General features: G+C 60.0%; 14 protein-coding genes. 9 read left to right on the forward strand and 5 right to left on the reverse strand.

Annotated features, from left to right (window positions below; translation table 11 throughout):
• Positions 1–94 precede the first annotated feature (94 nt).
• Genes ACQZ5K_RS11155 through denD form a run of 3 tightly spaced genes read right to left on the reverse strand, consistent with a single transcriptional unit; the run spans position 95 to position 3,774 of the window.
• Entirely contained in the window at positions 95–1,879 is a 1,785-nt protein-coding gene (locus tag ACQZ5K_RS11155) for an IlvD/Edd family dehydratase (RefSeq protein ID WP_448740382.1), read from the reverse strand.
• Positions 1,880–1,888: 9 nt separating this feature from the next.
• Complete coding sequence (locus tag ACQZ5K_RS11160) at positions 1,889–2,791, reverse strand: NAD(P)-dependent oxidoreductase (RefSeq protein WP_448740383.1); 903 nt, start codon at positions 2,789–2,791, stop codon at positions 1,889–1,891.
• The gene (denD, locus tag ACQZ5K_RS11165) at positions 2,788–3,774 is read right to left on the reverse strand and encodes a D-erythronate dehydrogenase (protein WP_035222113.1); all 987 of its coding nucleotides are present in this window, start codon (positions 3,772–3,774) and stop codon (positions 2,788–2,790) included. The genes ACQZ5K_RS11160 and denD overlap by 4 nt, the downstream gene beginning before the upstream one ends.
• A 199-nt stretch (positions 3,775–3,973) precedes the next feature.
• Here denD and ACQZ5K_RS11170 point away from each other — a divergent pair, with 199 nt between their 5' ends.
• The 6 genes from ACQZ5K_RS11170 to ACQZ5K_RS11195 all read left to right on the forward strand — a co-directional run bounded on the left by ACQZ5K_RS11170 (position 3,974) and on the right by ACQZ5K_RS11195 (position 10,497).
• The gene (locus ACQZ5K_RS11170; protein WP_448740384.1) at positions 3,974–5,419 is read left to right on the forward strand and encodes an FAD-binding oxidoreductase; all 1,446 of its coding nucleotides are present in this window, start codon (positions 3,974–3,976) and stop codon (positions 5,417–5,419) included.
• A gap of 118 nt (positions 5,420–5,537) precedes the next feature.
• Positions 5,538–6,254, forward strand: coding sequence for a FadR/GntR family transcriptional regulator (locus ACQZ5K_RS11175; RefSeq protein WP_003520305.1), 717 nt, complete (start codon positions 5,538–5,540; stop codon positions 6,252–6,254).
• 201 nt (positions 6,255–6,455) lie between these two features.
• A complete protein-coding gene (locus ACQZ5K_RS11180) occupies positions 6,456–7,616 on the forward strand; it encodes a fumarylacetoacetate hydrolase family protein (protein WP_196378343.1) in 1,161 nt (386 codons plus the stop codon).
• Between the two features lie 21 nt (positions 7,617–7,637).
• Positions 7,638–8,168, forward strand: coding sequence for a TRAP transporter small permease (locus tag ACQZ5K_RS11185; RefSeq protein ID WP_003520303.1), 531 nt, complete (start codon positions 7,638–7,640; stop codon positions 8,166–8,168).
• 4 nt (positions 8,169–8,172) lie between these two features.
• Entirely contained in the window at positions 8,173–9,450 is a 1,278-nt protein-coding gene (locus ACQZ5K_RS11190) for a TRAP transporter large permease (RefSeq protein WP_035265222.1), read from the forward strand.
• Positions 9,451–9,489: 39 nt separating this feature from the next.
• Entirely contained in the window at positions 9,490–10,497 is a 1,008-nt protein-coding gene (locus ACQZ5K_RS11195) for a TRAP transporter substrate-binding protein (RefSeq protein WP_448740385.1), read from the forward strand.
• 106 nt (positions 10,498–10,603) lie between these two features.
• Here the strand turns inward: ACQZ5K_RS11195 and acs are convergent, their stop codons facing one another.
• Complete coding sequence (gene acs, locus ACQZ5K_RS11200; protein ID WP_003520300.1) at positions 10,604–12,559, reverse strand: acetate--CoA ligase; 1,956 nt, start codon at positions 12,557–12,559, stop codon at positions 10,604–10,606.
• A 231-nt stretch (positions 12,560–12,790) separates the two neighbouring features.
• On the opposite strand from acs, the gene ACQZ5K_RS11205 reads away from it, so the two are divergent.
• A complete protein-coding gene (locus ACQZ5K_RS11205) occupies positions 12,791–13,492 on the forward strand; it encodes a DUF1013 domain-containing protein (protein ID WP_448740386.1) in 702 nt (233 codons plus the stop codon).
• Between the two features lie 59 nt (positions 13,493–13,551).
• On the opposite strand, the gene ACQZ5K_RS11210 is transcribed toward ACQZ5K_RS11205, so the two are convergent.
• Positions 13,552–14,211 (reverse strand): YggS family pyridoxal phosphate-dependent enzyme, encoded by a 660-nt coding sequence (locus tag ACQZ5K_RS11210; RefSeq protein ID WP_448740387.1) that lies wholly within the window; start codon positions 14,209–14,211, stop codon positions 13,552–13,554.
• 193 nt (positions 14,212–14,404) lie between these two features.
• On the opposite strand from ACQZ5K_RS11210, the gene leuS reads away from it, so the two are divergent.
• Together leuS and lptE are read left to right on the forward strand one after the other, a co-directional pair.
• Complete coding sequence (gene leuS, locus ACQZ5K_RS11215) at positions 14,405–17,035, forward strand: leucine--tRNA ligase (protein ID WP_448740388.1); 2,631 nt, start codon at positions 14,405–14,407, stop codon at positions 17,033–17,035.
• Positions 17,028–17,573, forward strand: a complete 546-nt coding sequence (gene lptE / locus ACQZ5K_RS11220; protein ID WP_161987770.1) for an LPS assembly lipoprotein LptE — start codon at positions 17,028–17,030, stop codon at positions 17,571–17,573. Before leuS ends, lptE begins: the two co-directional genes overlap by 8 nt.
• Positions 17,574–17,583 lie beyond the last annotated feature (10 nt).

Here is a 17,583-nt window from a genome sequence, read left to right on the forward strand (position 1 = left end):
GGATTCGCGGATACATTAGGAGGTCGCAATCAAATGCGAAACCGTCCGAAAGGAAAAATCCCCGGACGTGGCCGGGGATTTTTGTCAGATGGGATCAATGATTGTGCCGGGGCATCTTCTCGGCAATCCGGCGGAAATCCGCAGCTCCCTCCAGAACCGCGCCGTCCGAAAGCTGGGTCACCGATTGACGATAAATGCGCTGCCAGGGCGTCGCATCCGCGGGTACAGCGGGAATGCCGTCAGCCTTGCGGGCCGCAAGCTCCTCAGCCGGCACCAGCGCATTGCACTCGCCTTTATTGAAGTCGATGCGGATCACATCGCCCGTGCGGAGCCATGCCAGTCCGCCGCCTGCGGCACTTTCCGGCGAGGCATTGAGGATCGACGGGCTGTCCGCCGTTCCCGATTGCCGGCCATCGCCGATCGTCGGCAGACTGGTAATGCCCCTTTTCAGCAGCGCATCCGGCGGCTGCATATTGACGACCTCGGCCGAACCCGGCCAGCCGAGTGGTCCCGCACCGCGAATGACGAGAATAGTGCGCTCGTCAATATCGAGAGACGGATCGTTGATATGGGCGTGATAGTCTTCCGAACCATCGAACACCACACACTTGCCTTCGAAAATACCCTCACGGCCCGGCTCGCTCAGATAACGCTGACGGAATTCCGCCGAGATAACGCTCGTCTTCATGATGGCGAAATCAAACAGATTGCCCTTGAGGACGAGGAAACCGGCTCGTTCCTTGAGCGGCTTATCGTAAGGCAGGATCACGTCGCGGTCGGTGGATTCCCGCCCGTCCAGATTTTCCGCCATGGTCTTACCGGTCACGGTCGGACAGTTTCCATCAAGCTTGCCCGCCTTCAGAAGCTCCCACATGATCGCGGGTGTGCCGCCGGCGCGGTGATATTTCTCACCCAGCCATTTGCCGGCAGGCTGGACATTGGCGATAAGCGGAATGTCGTAACCGTGGACCTGCCAGTCTTCCTCGCGAAGCTCCACGCCCGCATGTTTGGCCATGGCTGCCAGATGCGGCTGGGCGTTGGTGGAACCGCCGATTGCCGAGTTGACGCGGATCGCGTTCAAAAATGCCTCTCGGGTCATGATGTCGGAGGGCTTGATGTTCTCGACAACCAGCTCGACGGCACGGCGGCCGGTGCGATAGGCCATCTGGCCACGCTCGCGGTAAGCGGCAGGGATCGCGCCGCAGCCCGTGAGCGACATGCCGAGCGCTTCCGCCATGGCATTCATGGTGGACGCAGTGCCCATGGTGTTGCAATGGCCGACGGAAGGCGCAGATTCCAGCGCCGCCTGCAAGAATTCCTCGCGGGTGATTTCGCCAGCGCCGTATTTGCGGCGCATGCGCCAGATGACAGTACCGGAACCGACCAGATCGCCGTCATGGTAGCCGTCGAGCATCGGCCCGCCGGATAGAACGATAGCCGGAATATCCACCGTGCTTGCCGCCATCAGCGCCGAAGGCGTGGTCTTGTCGCAGCCCGTGGTCAGAACGACACCGTCGAGCGGATAACCGTAAAGCACTTCCACGAGGCTGAGATAGGCAAGATTACGGTCGAGCGCCGCCGTCGGGCGCTTGCAGTTTTCGAACATCGGATGGGTCGGAAACTCGATGGGAATGCCGCCCGCATCGCGGATGCCGTCCCGCACCCGCTTGACCAGTTCCACATGGACGCGGTTACAAGGCGTCAGGTCGCTGCCGCTCTGGGCGATGCCGATGACCGGCTTGCCGGAACGCAGCTCTTCCGGCGTCACGCCGTAATTCATGAAGCGCTCCAGATAGAGCGCCGTCATGTCGAGATGGTCGGGATTGTCGAACCAGTCCTGCGACCGCAGGCGGCGCATCGGTGTCTTCTCGTCGCTCATGAACCTGCCTCAGCCCTGTTCCCGGTTGTTCAGTTTTTCGAGGTAAAGCAGGATGCCGCTATGGTCGATATCGGCACCGCCGTCACCGACGAAGTCGTCGAATTCCCGCGTCACCTGCTGGGTAAGCGGCAGGTTGAGAGACAGATCCTTCGCCGTCGCCAGCACGCCGTTCAGATCCTTGAGCTGGAACTTGGAGGGACCGCCCGGCACGAAATTGCGCTTCACCATGCGGTCGCCATGCAGTTCCAGGATCCGGCTTTCGGCAAAACCGCCGCGAATGGCGTTGCGGAACCCTTCGCGGGATGCACCACCCGCTTCCACCAGCATCATCGCCTCGGCAACCGCGCCGATGGTGATGGCGACGATTTGCTGGTTGGCGAGCTTGCAGAGCTGGCCAGCACCCGAGGGACCGACATAGGTAAGCCGGCCCATCGGCGCGAAAACATCCGCAAGACCCGCGATCAGCGTCTCGTCCCCACCGGCCATGATGGCGAGCGTACCGGCAGTCGCGCCCGGTACACCGCCGGAAACCGGCGCGTCAACGTGATGAATACCGAGCGCCTGAAGCCGGGAGGAATGTTCGCGCGCAATCGGCGGCGCAATCGAACTGCTGTCGATGACGACCGCACCCTTTTTCAGCGCTTCGGCCACGCCGGCCGCAAACAGCACCTCGCCCACAACCTTGCCGTCGCTTAGCATGGTGATGACGATATCGGCCCCCCTGGCGGCCTCCGCCGGCGATGCCGCGACGACCGCGCCATCGGCAACAAGCGCCTCGGCCTTATCGACGCTACGGTTCCAGACGGTGACCGAAAAGCCGGCGCGCAGCAGGCACCGGGCCATCGGCCCGCCCATCAGGCCTGTGCCGATAAAGGCAACCGACCGCTTCTTCTCCTCCCCGCCAACACTCATTTCAGTGAACCTCCCAGTTCGTCCTCGATATGAACCTGAATGATCTCTTCGAACGAGCTTTCAGCCGTAAAGCCCAGTTCGCGGGCGCGCTTGGCTTCGAAACCGGGGGCCCAGCCTTCGCACATGCGCATGATCATCTCGTTCGGCTCGCGGCGAATGAGGGCAACGGCCTTTTCGCCAGCGACCTTGCGCAACGCTTCGATCTGTTCGCCGACGGTGGCGCTGAGGCCGGGCATCGACAGGTTGCGGCGCGGGCCGACCTTTTCCACGTCAATCGTTGCGCCATGGATGAGGAAGCCGACGGCGGAACGCGGCGAAGCGTGCCAATGGCGAATGCTTTCCGGCACCGGCAGAACCGCTTCCTGGCCGACCAGCGGCTCGCGCAGGATATTGGAGAAGAAGCCGGAAGCGGCCGCATTAGGCTTTCCGGGACGAATGCAGATGGTCGGCAGGCGAATACCGATGCCGTCAAAGAAACCGCGACGGCTGTAATCGGACAGCAGCAATTCGCAGATTGCCTTTTGCGTGCCGTAGCTGGTCAACGGTGTGGTGTGGAATTCATCCGGGATCGGATAGGGAAGCGGCGCACCGAAGACGGCGATCGACGAGGTGAAGACCACGCGCGGCTTGTAACCATCCTTGCCATTGGCGATGCGGATGGCATCGAAGAGATAACGCGTACCGTCGAGATTGATGCGGTAGCCCTTGTCGAAATCGAGTTCGGCTTCGCCGGAGACGATGGCGGCGAGGTGAAAAATGGCATCGGGACGGGCTTCGACCAGCTTTTCGGCCTCACCCGGCGCGGAGAGATCGGCGGCACGCGCATCGACCGCACCGGAAAAACCGGCAGGCGCTTCGGGCTGGAACACGTCGATAAGCGTGAACTTGTCGATCGGCTTGCCGCCCAGCGATCCATCCTTGACGAGACGCTGCGTCAGCTTGCGGCCAACCATGCCTGCGGCGCCGATGATTGCGATATGCATGTCTTCCTCCTCTTTGTCCCGGCCATTCTCCCGGGACCGAAAAAACATCATCGGCCAGTCGACCGATAAATTAGCTTGTAAGGTTGTCTGATAACCTTATATGATCGGATTGAAAATAGTATTTTTTCACAAACCGGCAAAAGCAAGGGCGAAAGAGCCCTGTCCGGAAACTTAGGGCGGATTGGACGGAGAGGGTGGAATGACGATCGTGAGCGAAACCGATATCGAGGAATTGCGGTTCTCGTTGAAGAATAGGCTAGGCGAGGCTTTGATGCTGACATCGCAGGAAGACATGCTGCGCTATTGCCGCGACTGGCACGGCGATGTCACCAGCTCGGCCGTGGCCGTCATCCGTCCCCGGTCGACCAAGGAAGTCTCCGACACTGTCCGCGCCTGCGCGGAACTCAGCCTTGCCATCATCCCCCAGGGCGGCAACACCGGACTGGTGCTCGGCGGCATTCCCGATGCCCCCAAGCATCAGGTCGTATTGAGCCTCGAGCGCATGAACGCCATCCGCACCATAGATAGCGACGATTTTTCCGCCGTCGTGGAAGCCGGCTGCATTCTCTCGGAATTCAAGGATGCGGTTGAGGACAAGGGCATGTTTTTCCCGCTGTCGCTCGGTGCACAGGGCAGCTGCCGCATCGGCGGCAACGTCTCCACCAATGCCGGCGGCATCAATGTCCTGCGCTACGGCATGACCCGCGAACTGGTGCTGGGTCTGGAAGTCGTATTGCCTGACGGCACCATCTGGAACGGGCTATCCACGCTGCGCAAGGACAATCGCGGCATCGATCTGAAGCAGCTCTTCATCGGCGCGGAAGGAACGCTCGGCATCATAACCGCCGTTGCCGTCAAGCTTTATCCCAATCCCGAACATGTCGAGACGGCGCTGCTCGGCCTCAATTCGCTTGACGATGCCATCAAGCTTTACCGCCGCGCCCGCCGCGAATGCTGCGACCTGATGTCCGCCTTCGAATTCATGCCGCCTGTCGCCTTCACACTCGCAATTGAAGCAATTCCCGACCTCAAAATGCCCATCGCCGGCGATTATCCTGCCTATGTGCTGATGGAAATTTCCGGCTCGGGGTTGGTCGATACCGCTGACCTGATGGGACGCTTCCTTGAGGGCGTGATGGAAGACGGGCTGGTGCTGGACGGCGTGATCGCTTCTTCACGGGCACAGGCCCAATCGCTCTGGTTGTTCCGCGAAGGCATGAACGAAGGCCAGGCGCTGCGCGGCGCGCATATGCGTACCGACATTTCCGTACCTTTGTCGAAACTCGCCGCTTTCGTGGCCGAAGCCGAGGCGGAACTTGCGGAAAAACTGCCGGAATGCCTGGCGGTTTCCTACGGCCATGTCGGAGACGGCAACGTCCACCTCAACGTGCTGCCGCCGAACGGTTCGACGCCACAAGAGCGCGACGCCTTCATCTACAAGTCAAAGACACTCGTTAACGAGGTCCTTGACCGTTACGTCGGCAGCATCAGCGCCGAACACGGCATCGGCCGCCTGAAACGCTCCGATTTCGAAAGCCGGCTATCCGACGTACAGCGCCGGATGATCACCGGCCTGAAAAACACCTTCGACCCTGATTTGCGGATGAATCCCGGTTGCCAGATAACCCTGCAACCGGATAGCTAATCCAGGAACGGCAAAGGCGGCCGAAAACGCCGCCTTTGAAAAACCCCGCTGACGGCGAAGGAGGAAGTCGCCTGCCGCGGGAAAACGAACCAATCGTTTCTGTGGAACGGGAGCAACCATGACGCTGGAGTTCAATCAGATACATCGCAACGACCATCTGCCCGGCCGGATCGCCGCGGAGATTGCGCGCGAAATCAATGATTCGAAGCTCGGACCGGGTGACAGGCTTCCGACCGAACATGTTCTGGCGAAAACCTTCGGCGTCAGCCGTTCGGTCATCCGCGAAGCGATCGCACAATTGCGCAACGAGGGCTTTGTCGAAACCCGGCAAGGCGTGGGCGCATTCGTCACAGATCCCCGGCAAAGACTGTCCATCCGCATCGAGCGGTCGCGGCTGAACGATCCGGAAAATTTCCGCGATCTTTTCCAGCTTCGCATGCCGCTGGAAATAGAGGCGGCGGGGCTGGCCGCACTGCACCGCAGCCCGCAGCAGCTGACGCGGCTGGCGGCAGCCTTGGAAAAGATGAAAACCGCCGATGATTGGTCGACGGAAGGCGTTGCCGCCGATCTCGACTTCCACCGCATTCTGGCGGAAGCGACTGAGAACGAATATTTCCTGATGTTCCTCGGCTTCATCGCAGAACGCATCAGCTCCGCCATCAACATTGCTTTTTCGCGTGCGGTTTTTGGTGAAATTCTCGAGGTGACGATCGCCGAACATGTGGCAATCTACGAAGCCGTCGAGAAGGCCGATGCCACTGCCGCCAAGAACGCCATGCGCAAGCACCTGATCGGCGCAGCCAGCCGGGTCAATCTCGAACTGGATATCTTCTGAGCAGCAAATGAGCATGCCGGCAAAGCTATAGGACAGGTTTACGGCTTTCCGGGAATTGAGACGCGAAACACGATAATTTTGTCGGCAAGGCCGCTAGACTCGTAACAAAAGTCATACTAAGAAGAATGGGATTAAGTTGTCAGACATCCAGACAATAAGACCGCAGGAGGCGGCCTGTCGGGTGCTGAAGGGGAGGACTACATGACCGGTACAAGGTCCATCGACGCTACCGCAATTTTGCCTGAAGATTTCGAAAACGCGCTGCTCGTCGGCCGCGTCTGGTCGAAAAGCGAAGGCGGCCCCTGCCCCGTCCTGCTGAAGGGCGGCGTGCTTTATGACCTCACTTCGATTTCCCCTACCATGTCCGAACTTCTGGAGAAGACCGATCTGCTGGAGCGGCTCGCCGACACCGGCACTTTCGTCGCACTCGGCGCACTGGAAGCTTTTCTGGACGGTTCCGCCGGCGAACTCCTTGCCCCCAACGACATTCAGGCCGTGAAGGCCGCCGGCGTCACCTTCGCCGACAGCATGCTGGAACGCGTGATCGAAGAGCAGGCCAAGGGCGACCCGCTTCGGGCGCAGGAAATTCGCGGACGGCTTGCGCCGGTTCTCGGCGACAATCTCAAGGGACTTGAGGCCGGCTCCGAAAAAGCTGCCGAAGTGAAGAAACTGCTGCAGGAAATGGGCCTCTGGTCGCAATATCTGGAAGTAGGCATCGGACCGGATGCGGAGATATTCTCCAAGGCGCAGGCTATGGCTTCCGTCGGCTGCGGCGCGCTGATCGGCGTTCACCCGAAATCGCAGTGGAACAACCCGGAGCCGGAAGTGGTGCTTGCCATCGCTTCCGACGGCCGCATCGTTGGCGCAACGCTCGGCAACGACGTCAACCTGCGCGACTTTGAAGGCCGCTCTGCCCTGCTGCTCAGCAAGGCGAAGGACAATAACGCTTCCTGCGCCATCGGCCCTTTCATCCGCCTGTTCGACGGCAACTTCACCATTGAAGACGTGAAGAAGTCGCAGATATCGCTTCTGGTCGAGGGCGAAGACGGTTTCACCATGACGGGCGTCAGTCCCATGGAAGCGATCAGCCGCACACCGGAAAACCTCGCTTCGCAGCTCTTGAACCGTAACCACCAATATCCTGACGGCGCCGTCTTTTTCCTTGGCACGATGTTCGCGCCGGTGAAGGATCGCCATGGCCCAGGCCTCGGTTTCACCCATTCAAAGGGTGACCGGGTCGAAATCTCCACGCCCAAGCTCGGTAAGCTGATCAATTGGGTCACCACGACCGACGAATGCCCGGAATGGACATTCGGTACCGCGGCCCTGATGCGCAACCTGGCGAAACGAGGGCTGCTCTAGATATTTCTTCGGGAGGGGAAAATGCAAAAGACCATCAATCTCTTTTACCGGATTCTCGAAATCATTCTCGTCCTGCTGCTCGCCGGCATGTCGATCATGGTCTTCGTCAACGTCGTCATGCGTTATACGATGAACTCCGGCATCAACGTCTCGGAAGAACTGTCGCGTTATTTCTTCGTGTGGCTGACCTTCATCGGCGCCGTACTGACCTTCCGCGAAAACAGCCATATGGGCATCGAAACGCTCGTGATGTTCCTGTCCCGTCGCGCCCGCATCGTCTGCATGATCGTGTCGAACATCATCATTCTGGCCTGTTCCGCCATCTTCTTCTGGGGCACCTGGAAGCAGTCCGGCATCAATGCCAGCATGCATGCGCCTGTCACCAAGCTTTCGATGATCTGGGTCTATGGCGTCGGCATGTTCACCGGCGGCCTGATGTTCATCATCGCACTGGAACGCCTGTACCGTTACTTGACGGGCGGCGTGACAGAAGACGAAATCGCCCAGTTCGCGGGCGAGAATCTGACGATCGAACAGCTTTCGGAGCGCTGATACCATGACACTTCTCGTTTTTGTCGGCTCTCTGCTGGGAGCCATGGCGATTGGCGTTCCCGTCGCGTTCTCTCTGATGTTCTGCGGCGTCGTGCTCATGTGGTACATGGGCATGTTCAACACCGCTATCATCGCCCAGAACATGATCTCGGGCGCGGACACCTTCACGCTGCTCGCCATCCCCTTCTTCATTCTGGCTGGCGAACTGATGAATTCCGGCGGTCTGTCTCGCCGAATCATCGACTTTGCAATCGCACTCGTCGGTCATATCCGTGGCGGTCTCGGCATCGTGGCCATTGTTGCGGCCATCATCATGGCCAGCATTTCCGGTTCGGCCGCTGCCGATACCGCAGCCCTTGCCGCAATCCTCATCCCGATGATGGCGAAGGCCGGCTACAATATTCCGCGCTCCGGCGGCCTCATCGCCGCAGGCGGCATCATCGCCCCGGTCATCCCGCCATCCATGGCCTTCATCGTTTTCGGTGTTGCCGCCAACGTCTCGATCACCCAGCTTTTCCTTGCGGGTATCGTTCCCGGCATTCTGATGGGTGCATCGCTCATCATCGCCTGGCTGATCGTGGTCCGTAAGGATAACGTCAAGCCGCTACCGAAGACCTCCGCCAAGGAACGTCTGACCGCCACTGCTCGCGCCGGCTGGGCGCTCGGCATGCCTGTCATCATTCTCGGCGGCATCAAGGCAGGCATCATGACGCCGACGGAAGCTGCCGTCGTTGCGGCTGTCTACGCGCTTTTCGTCGGCATGGTGATCTACCGCGAACTGAAACCGGCCGATCTGTTCCACGTGCTTCTGCGCGCCGCCAAGAGCACGTCCATCATCATGTTCCTGGTTTGCGCGGCACTCGTCTCCGCATGGCTCATCACGGCAGCGAACATTCCGAATGAAGTTGCAGGTTATATCGAGCCGCTGATCGACCGCCCGATGCTTCTGATGGCCGCGATGATGGTACTGGTCTTCATTGTCGGAACCGCACTCGACCTGACGCCGACCATCCTGATCCTGACGCCTGTTCTGATGCCTATCGTCAAACAGGCGGGCATCGACCCGGTCTATTTCGGCGTTCTCTTCATCATCAACAACGCCATCGGCCTGATTACCCCTCCGGTTGGCGTGGTGCTGAACGTCGTCAGCGGCGTCGGCCGCATCCCGCTCGGCAAGGTCACGGTTGGCGTCTGGCCGTTCCTCGTTGCTGAAACCATCGTACTGGCGCTGCTGGTGATTTTCCCGGACATCGTCCTCGTACCGCTGCAGTATCTCCGTTAATTCAACCTGCTTCTCGCAAACAATCCAAGGGAGGATATTATGAGAAAGCTTCTTCTGACCACCACGGCCATCGCTTTCGCAGTTGGCGCCGCCGCTCCGGCAATGGCCGAATTCAACAGCCGCAATATCCGCGTTTCGAACGGCATCAACCAGGATCATCCGGTCGGCAACGGCATCAAGGCGATGCAGGCCTGCCTTGACGACAAGTCGGGCGGCAAGCTGAAGCTGACGGCATTCTGGGGCGGCGCTCTCGGCGGTGACCTTCAGGCAACGCAGGCCCTGCGCTCCGGCGTTCAGGAAGCAGTCGTGACGTCCTCGTCGCCGCTCGTCGGTCTCATCCCGTCGCTCGGCGTCTTCGACCTGCCGTTCCTCTTCGCCAACGCCAAGGAAGCCGATGCCGTCATGGACGGCGCCTTCGGCGACATGATGAACAAGAAGCTGGAAGAACAGGGCCTCGTAAACCTCGCCTACTGGGAAAACGGCTTCCGCAACCTGTCGAACTCCAAGCATGCCGTTAACAAGTGGGAAGATTTCTCGGGCCTCAAAGTCCGCGTGATGCAGAACAACATCTTCCTCGACACCTTCCAGAACCTCGGCGCCAATGCAACGCCGATGGCCTTCGGCGAAGTCTTCTCGGCGCTGGAAACCAACGCGATCGACGCGCAGGAAAACCCCTATGTGACGATCGACACCTCGAAGTTCTACGAAGTGCAGAAATACATCACCGAGACGAACCACGCCTACACGCCGTTCCTCTTCCTCTTCTCCAAGCCGATCTTCGACAGCTACACGCCCGAAGAACAGGCCGCCCTGCGTGAATGCGCAGTCGTCGGCCGCGACGAAGAGCGCAAGGTCATCCGCGAACTGAACCAGAAGTCGCTGGAGAAGATCAAGGCTGCCGGCCTCGAAGTGAACACGCTGTCTGCCGAAGAACAGACCCGTATCCGCGAAAAGTCGATGGTCGTCTACGAAAAGCACAAGACTGAGATCGGCGCAGACGTCGTCGACGCCGTTCTAGCGGACCTGAAGAAGATCCGCGGCCAGTAATCCTTACCGGATACAATTGAAAACACCCGGAGGTTCCGCCTCCGGGTGTTTTTGTTTGTGAAATTCGCAGATGGAAAAAGGCTGCCGAGGCAGCCTTTCCAGAAGATCAGGACGCGGTGCGGTTCTGCCGGTTGGCGATGAGGTCTTCCACCACCGCCGGATCGGCGAGCGTCGACGTATCCCCCAGCGCACCAAAGTCGTCCTCGGCGATCTTGCGCAGGATGCGCCGCATGATCTTGCCCGAGCGGGTCTTGGGCAGACCCGGCGCGAACTGGATCTTGTCAGGTGTCGCAACCGGCCCGATCTCGTTGCGCACGTGCTTCACCAGCTCCTCGCGCAGCGCATAGTCGCCATTCTGGCCCGCCATCAGCGTGACATAACAATAAATGCCCTGGCCCTTGATGGCATGCGGGTAACCCACCACGGCTGCTTCCGAAACAAGGTGGTGCGACACCAGCGCCGATTCCACCTCGGCCGTGCCGAGGCGATGACCGGAAACGTTCAGCACGTCATCGACGCGGCCGGTGATCCAGTAATAACCGTCCTCGTCACGCCGGCAACCGTCGCCGGTGAAGTACTTGCCCTTGTAGGTCGAGAAATATGTATCGACAAAGCGCTGATGATCGCCATAGACGGAGCGTGACTGGCCCGGCCAGCTATCGATGATGCAAAGATTGCCGTCAGCGGGTCCTTCCAGCACATTGCCCTCGGCATCGACAAGCTGCGGCTGCACACCGAAGAACGGCCTTGTGGCCGAACCGGGTTTCAGATCGGTCGCGCCCGGCAGAGGCGAAATGAGAATGCCGCCGGTTTCCGTCTGCCACCAGGTGTCGACGATCGGGCTCTTGTCCTCACCGACCACATGGTAATACCACTCCCAGGCTTCCGGATTGATCGGCTCGCCGACTGTCCCGAGAAGCCGCAGGCTCTCGCGCGAGGAGCGCTGGACAAACTGGTCGCCCGCCCCCATCAGCGATCTGAGCGCCGTCGGCGCGGTGTAGAAGATATTGACCTTGTGCTTGTCGATGACTTCCCAGAAACGGCCCTGATCCGGGAAATTGGGAACACCTTCGAACATCAGCGTCGTCGCGCAGTTCGCAAGCGGCCCGTAGACGATATAGGAATGGCCGGTGACCCAGCCGACATCGGCCGTACACCAGAAAACCTCACCATCCTTGTAGTCGAAGACATATTCATGCGTCATCGACGTATAGACGAGGTAGCCGCCCGTCGTGTGCAACACGCCCTTCGGCTTGCCGGTGGAGCCGGACGTATAGAGGATGAATAGCGGGTCTTCCGCACGCATCTTCACCGGCGGGCAATCCGGCTTCACGGTGGCGATTTCCTGATGGTACCAGATATCGCGGCCGGGCGCCCAGCCGGTCTTGCCGCCGGTGCGGCGCACCACCAGAACCTTGTTGACGATGACATATTGTTTGGCGGCGATATCGATCGCCTTATCGGTATTTTCCTTGAGCGGGATCGGCTTGCCGCCGCGCACGCCCTCATCGCAGGTGATGACGAAGGTGGACTGGCAATCGACGATGCGGCCTGCCAGCGCTTCCGGGGAGAACCCGCCGAACACGACGGAATGGATGGCGCCGATGCGGGCGCAGGCGAGCATCGCATAAGCCGCCTCGGGTATCATCGGCATATAGATGGTGACGCGATCGCCCTTCTTGACACCGTGCTTCTTCAGCACATTCGCCAGACGGCAGACATAGTCATAGAGCTGGTTATAAGTGATCTTCTTGTCGATATAGGGGTTGTCGCCTTCCCAGATGATCGCCGTGCGCTCGCCATGCGTCTTCAGATGCCGGTCGATACAGTTATAGGAAACGTTCGTCAGGCCATCCTCGAACCACTTGATCGGCACCCTGCCCTTGAAAGACGTGTTCTTGACCTTGGTATAGGGCTTGAACCAGTCGATCCGCCGGCCGTGCTTGTCCCAGAACTTTTCCGGATCCTCGACGCTCTCCTGATACCATTTCTGGTAACGCTCATTGTCGATGAGCGTGCGGGCCTTCGCCGATTTGAGAACCGGGTAGATTTTGGCAGACATGAACTCCTCCTGGAACCGATATGGCTTATGACGTGGCCCGAGACTCCCACCTCAGGCATGTGTTGAATTCATAGCAGTTCAAATCCGCACGGCAATTAGACAAAGGTCATTTGTTTCGCAAAGAATTGCAATTCTGATGCAATGCGGCTATAGAGCCCCCATATCCCGGAAATTAGTGGTTGATACCCACGGCCCGCGACACCGGCGCGGACGGACAGAAGGACTGTATCTATGGCTCAACAATTGCTCATGCCAAAGGCTACGGCTGTATGGCTGGTTGACAACACCGCGCTGTCGTTCGATCAGATCGCCACGTTCTGCAAACTGCATCCGCTTGAAGTCAAGGCGATTGCTGACGGTGAAGCCGCACAGGGCATCAAGGGTCTCGATCCGATTGCAACCGGGCAGCTCTCCCGCGACGAGATCGCCCGCGCCGAAGCCAATCCCAACCACAAGCTCAAGCTTTCCGAGCCGAAGGTCCGCGTGCCGGAATCCAAGCGCCGCGGCCCGCGCTACACCCCGGTTTCCAAGCGTCAGGACCGTCCGAACGCCATTCTCTGGCTCGTTCGCAACCATCCGGAACTGAAGGATGCGCAGATCTCGCGTCTCGTCGGCACCACGAAGTCGACGATCGAGCAGATTCGCGACCGTACCCACTGGAACTCGGCCAACCTGACGCCGATGGACCCGGTGACGCTCGGCCTCTGCAGCCAGATCGATCTCGACCTCGAAGTCGAACGCGCCTCGCGCGGCCGTCCGCTGCCGACCGCCGAAGAACTCGACAACACGCTGCAGCCGGCAACGGCGACGGAAGGTCTGGACTACAGCTTCCAGCGCGAGGAAGACGAGCAGATCGACGCCGATGCGGTCTTCAAGAAGCTCAGCTCGCTGAAATCCACACACAAGGACGAAGACGAAGACGATCACTACTGATCGGACGTCTTTTAGAGTTTGAAAACCCGGCCTCAGCGCCGGGTTTTTTATTTGCAGCCTTATCGCGTACCGAAGATCGCCGAGCCTACACGGACACTCGTCGCACCGAATTCCACGGCGGTTTCGAAATCGCCCGACATGCCCATGGAAAGCTTCTCAAGCCCACATTGTTTGGCAAGCTTCGCCAGAAGCGCAAAATGCGGACCCGGATTTTCATCCGCCGGCGGAATGCACATCAGTCCTTCGACCTGCAATTTCAGCTCATGCCGACAAAAGGCGACGAAAGCCACGGTCTCACGCGGATCGATGCCCGCCTTTTGCGGCTCAAGCCCTGTATTGACCTGCACATAAAAACGAAGGCTGCGCCCCTGTTTACCGCATTCCTCGGCAAGCGCGCGGGCGATCTTTTCGCGGTCGACGCTCTGCACCACATCAAACAGCGCCACCGCATCCGCCGCCTTGTTGGACTGTAGCGGGCCAATCAGATGCAACTCGATATCAGGCGTCTTCTCTTTAAGCGCCGGCCACTTGCCCTGCGCCTCCTGCACGCGGTTCTCGCCGAACACGCGCTGCCCCGCATCTATGACCGGCTGGATTGTCTCCGCCTCGAAGGTCTTCGAGACCGCGACGAGGGCAACATCCGCCGCCTTGCGTCCGGATTTTTCCGCAACATCGGCAATGCGCTGCCTGACATCCTCAAGACGTGCTTCGATTTCCATCACAAGACCTTCATTTGAACCATTCGCAACGCTAACTAGACGCCGATTGCCTTGATGCCAAGCGGGTTTAGCACCATTTGAGGCACGCTGGCCAAGATTGAACGCCCGAATGCCCCGCCAAACTTGACGCCCCGGTCGTTTCATGGTGAAGGTCAGCGCAAATTTTTCCCCTCGATACCCGGAATTCTAAACAATGGCCATCGAACGTTACAATCCTCGCGACGCCGAGCCGCGCTGGCAGCAGAAATGGAACGAAGACAAGGTTTTCGTCACCGACAACAGCGATCCGCGCGAGAAATATTACGTTCTGGAGATGTTTCCCTATCCGTCGGGACGCATTCACATGGGCCATGTCCGCAACTATGCCATGGGCGACGTGGTCGCCCGCTACAAGCGCGCCCGCGGTTTCAACGTCCTGCACCCGATGGGCTGGGACGCCTTCGGAATGCCTGCCGAAAACGCCGCCATGCAGAACAAGGTTCACCCGAAGGACTGGACCTATCAGAACATCGCCACCATGCGCGGCCAGCTGAAATCCATGGGCCTGTCGCTGGACTGGACCCGCGAATTCGCCACCTGCGACGTGGAATATTACCACCGCCAGCAGGCGCTGTTCGTCGATTTCATGGAAAAGGGTCTGGTCTACCGCAAGCAGTCCAAAGTGAACTGGGACCCGGTCGACCATACGGTTCTCGCCAACGAGCAGGTGATCGACGGCCGTGGCTGGCGCTCCGGCGCGCTGGTCGAACAGCGCGAGCTGACGCAATGGTTCTTCCGCATCACCGATTTCAGCCAGGACCTGCTGGACGAGCTGGATACGCTCGACCAATGGCCGGAAAAAGTGCGCCTGATGCAGAAGAACTGGATCGGCCGCTCGGAAGGCCTGTCGCTGCGCTGGCAGACGGTCGCCGACACGGCGCCGGAAGGTTTCTCCGACATCACCGTCTATACGACACGCCCGGACACCCTGTTCGGCGCCTCCTTCCTGGCAATCGCCGCCGACCACCCGCTGGCGAGAGAACTGTCCGCGAACAACCCGGTGATTGCCGAGTTCTGCGACGAATGCCGCCGCCATGGCACCTCGCTTGCAGCGCTCGAAACGGCTGAAAAGAAGGGCATCGATACCGGCGTCAAGGTCGTGCACCCGCTGGACCCCAGCTGGGAACTGCCGGTCTACGTCGCCAACTTCGTGCTGATGGATTACGGCACCGGCGCGATCTTCGGCTGCCCGTCGGGTGACCAGCGCGATCTGGATTTCGCCCGCAAATACGGCCTGCCGGTCGTGGCCGTCGTCGCCCCTGAAGGCCCTGATGCTGCAAACTTCACCATTGATGATACCGCCTTCACCGATGATGGCGTGATGATCAATTCCGGCTTCCTGAACGGCATGAATACGACGGACGCTTTTGAGGCGGTCGTGCAGAAGCTTTCTGCGCAGACGCTGGGCAACACGCCGCAGGCCGAGCGCAAGGTCAATTTCCGCCTGCGCGACTGGGGCATTTCCCGCCAGCGTTATTGGGGTTGCCCAATCCCGGTCATCCATTGCGAAGTCTGCGGCGTCGTGCCGGTTCCGAAAAAAGACCTGCCGGTCAAGCTGCCCGACGACGTGACTTTCGACGTGCCTGGCAACCCGCTGGACCGGCACCCCACCTGGCGTCATGTCTCCTGCCCGCAATGCGGCCATGACGCGCGCCGCGAAACCGACACGATGGATACTTTCGTCGATTCCAGCTGGTATTACACGCGCTTCACCGCGCCGTGGGAAGACGCACCGACCGATCCGAAGGTCGCCAATCACTGGCTGCCGGTCGATCAGTATATCGGCGGCATCGAGCACGCGATCCTGCATCTGCTCTATTCGCGCTTCTTCACCCGCGCCATGCGCGAAACCGGCCATGTCGGCGTCAAGGAACCCTTCAAGGGCCTGTTCACGCAGGGCATGGTGGTGCACGAGACCTATAGCCGCGGCGAAGGCACCGCACGCGAATGGGTGCCGCCGGCCGAACTCAGGATCGAGGAAAGCGACGGCGCGCGCCGCGCCTTCCTGCTCTCGTCCGGCGAAGAGGTGAAAATCGGCTCCATCGAGAAGATGTCGAAGTCGAAGAAGAACGTGGTTGACCCGGATGACATCATCGCATCCTACGGCGCCGATACCGCACGCTTCTTCGTGCTGTCGGACTCTCCGCCCGATCGTGACGTCATCTGGTCCGAAGCCGGGGTGGAAGGTGCAAACCGATTCGTCCAGCGCGTCTGGCGCATCATCGGCGAAGCGGCGGAAGAGCTGAGAACCGTCCAGCCGAAGCCTGCGACCGAAGGAGAAGGGCTGGCGGCCTCCAAGGCGGCCCACAAGACGCTGAAGGCTGTTCAGGAAGATCTGGACAAGCTCGCCTTCAACAAGGCCATCGCCCGCATCTACGAACTGGTCAATGCGCTGGCCGGCCCGCTCGCCGATGTTGCTTCTGGCGGCAAGCCTGACAACGTCAAGGCGGCCGCGCGCGACGCCGTCGAAATCCTCATCCGCATCATCGCCCCCATGACGCCGCATCTGGCGGAAGAATGCTGGTCCGCACTGGGTAATACGGGCTTCGTGGCCCAGACGCCATGGCCGGCCTTCGTCGCTTCGCTGGTCGAGGAAAACGATGTGGTCATGCCCGTGCAGGTCAACGGCAAGAAGCGTGGCGAATTGACAATCGCGCGCGATGCGGATCAAGATGCGGTCCGAACGGCCGCCCTTGCGCTGGATGCCGTCAAATCGATTCTTGCCGGTGGCGAGCCCAAGAAAGTCATCGTGGTTCCGCAGAGGATTGTGAACATTGTTGTCTGACGTTTTTTCAAGATGGGGCCGCGTCGCGGCAGCGATTTCCGTCGTGACGATGGCTGGTCTTCTGGCAGGCTGCCAGGTGCGCCCGCTTTATGGCGAAGCTTCGGGAACCAAGGAGAGACTGGCGGCCGTCAGCGTCTCCGAGACCGGCGGCAGAGTTGGGCAGGAAGTCCGCAACCAACTAATCTTTCTGATGTCCGGCGGCGCTGGCGAACCCGCCACGGCGCAATATAATGTCAAGGTTTCCGTAAGCTCGAGCGCGACGTCAACGGAAGTGCAGAATTACGACCTGACGACCCGCGCGAACAACAATTACGATGGCCCATACCCTGGTCGTGTCGTGATGAGCGGTCAATATGTGCTGACGCGCGTTTCCGACGGTCAAATCCTGCGCTCTGCACGGCGCAGCGTAACAGCGCAGGTGGACCTGCCGCAGCAGGAATTCGCCAAGATCAGGGCAACCCGCGACGCCGAGAACCGTGCGGCCCGGGAACTGGCTGAAATCATCCGCACCGATATCGCCGCCACGCTCGGCCGCTGAGAGCGGCGGC

Source organism: Agrobacterium sp. 22-226-1, assembly GCF_053522345.1.

Excerpts from the sequence above, each read along its gene's own strand:
- ACQZ5K_RS11155 (WP_448740382.1), bottom strand. The coding sequence starts at position 1,879 with ATGAGCGACGAGAAGACACCGATGCGCCGCCTGCGGTCGCAGGACTGG.
- ACQZ5K_RS11160 (WP_448740383.1), bottom strand. The coding sequence starts at position 2,791 with ATGAGTGTTGGCGGGGAGGAGAAGAAGCGGTCGGTTGCCTTTATCGGC.
- denD (WP_035222113.1), bottom strand. The coding sequence starts at position 3,774 with ATGCATATCGCAATCATCGGCGCCGCAGGCATGGTTGGCCGCAAGCTG.
- ACQZ5K_RS11170 (WP_448740384.1), top strand. The coding sequence starts at position 3,974 with ATGACGATCGTGAGCGAAACCGATATCGAGGAATTGCGGTTCTCGTTG.
- ACQZ5K_RS11175 (WP_003520305.1), top strand. The coding sequence starts at position 5,538 with ATGACGCTGGAGTTCAATCAGATACATCGCAACGACCATCTGCCCGGC.
- ACQZ5K_RS11180 (WP_196378343.1), top strand. The coding sequence starts at position 6,456 with ATGACCGGTACAAGGTCCATCGACGCTACCGCAATTTTGCCTGAAGAT.
- ACQZ5K_RS11185 (WP_003520303.1), top strand. The coding sequence starts at position 7,638 with ATGCAAAAGACCATCAATCTCTTTTACCGGATTCTCGAAATCATTCTC.
- ACQZ5K_RS11190 (WP_035265222.1), top strand. The coding sequence starts at position 8,173 with ATGACACTTCTCGTTTTTGTCGGCTCTCTGCTGGGAGCCATGGCGATT.
- ACQZ5K_RS11195 (WP_448740385.1), top strand. The coding sequence starts at position 9,490 with ATGAGAAAGCTTCTTCTGACCACCACGGCCATCGCTTTCGCAGTTGGC.
- acs (WP_003520300.1), bottom strand. The coding sequence starts at position 12,559 with ATGTCTGCCAAAATCTACCCGGTTCTCAAATCGGCGAAGGCCCGCACG.
- ACQZ5K_RS11205 (WP_448740386.1), top strand. The coding sequence starts at position 12,791 with ATGGCTCAACAATTGCTCATGCCAAAGGCTACGGCTGTATGGCTGGTT.
- ACQZ5K_RS11210 (WP_448740387.1), bottom strand. The coding sequence starts at position 14,211 with ATGGAAATCGAAGCACGTCTTGAGGATGTCAGGCAGCGCATTGCCGAT.
- leuS (WP_448740388.1), top strand. The coding sequence starts at position 14,405 with ATGGCCATCGAACGTTACAATCCTCGCGACGCCGAGCCGCGCTGGCAG.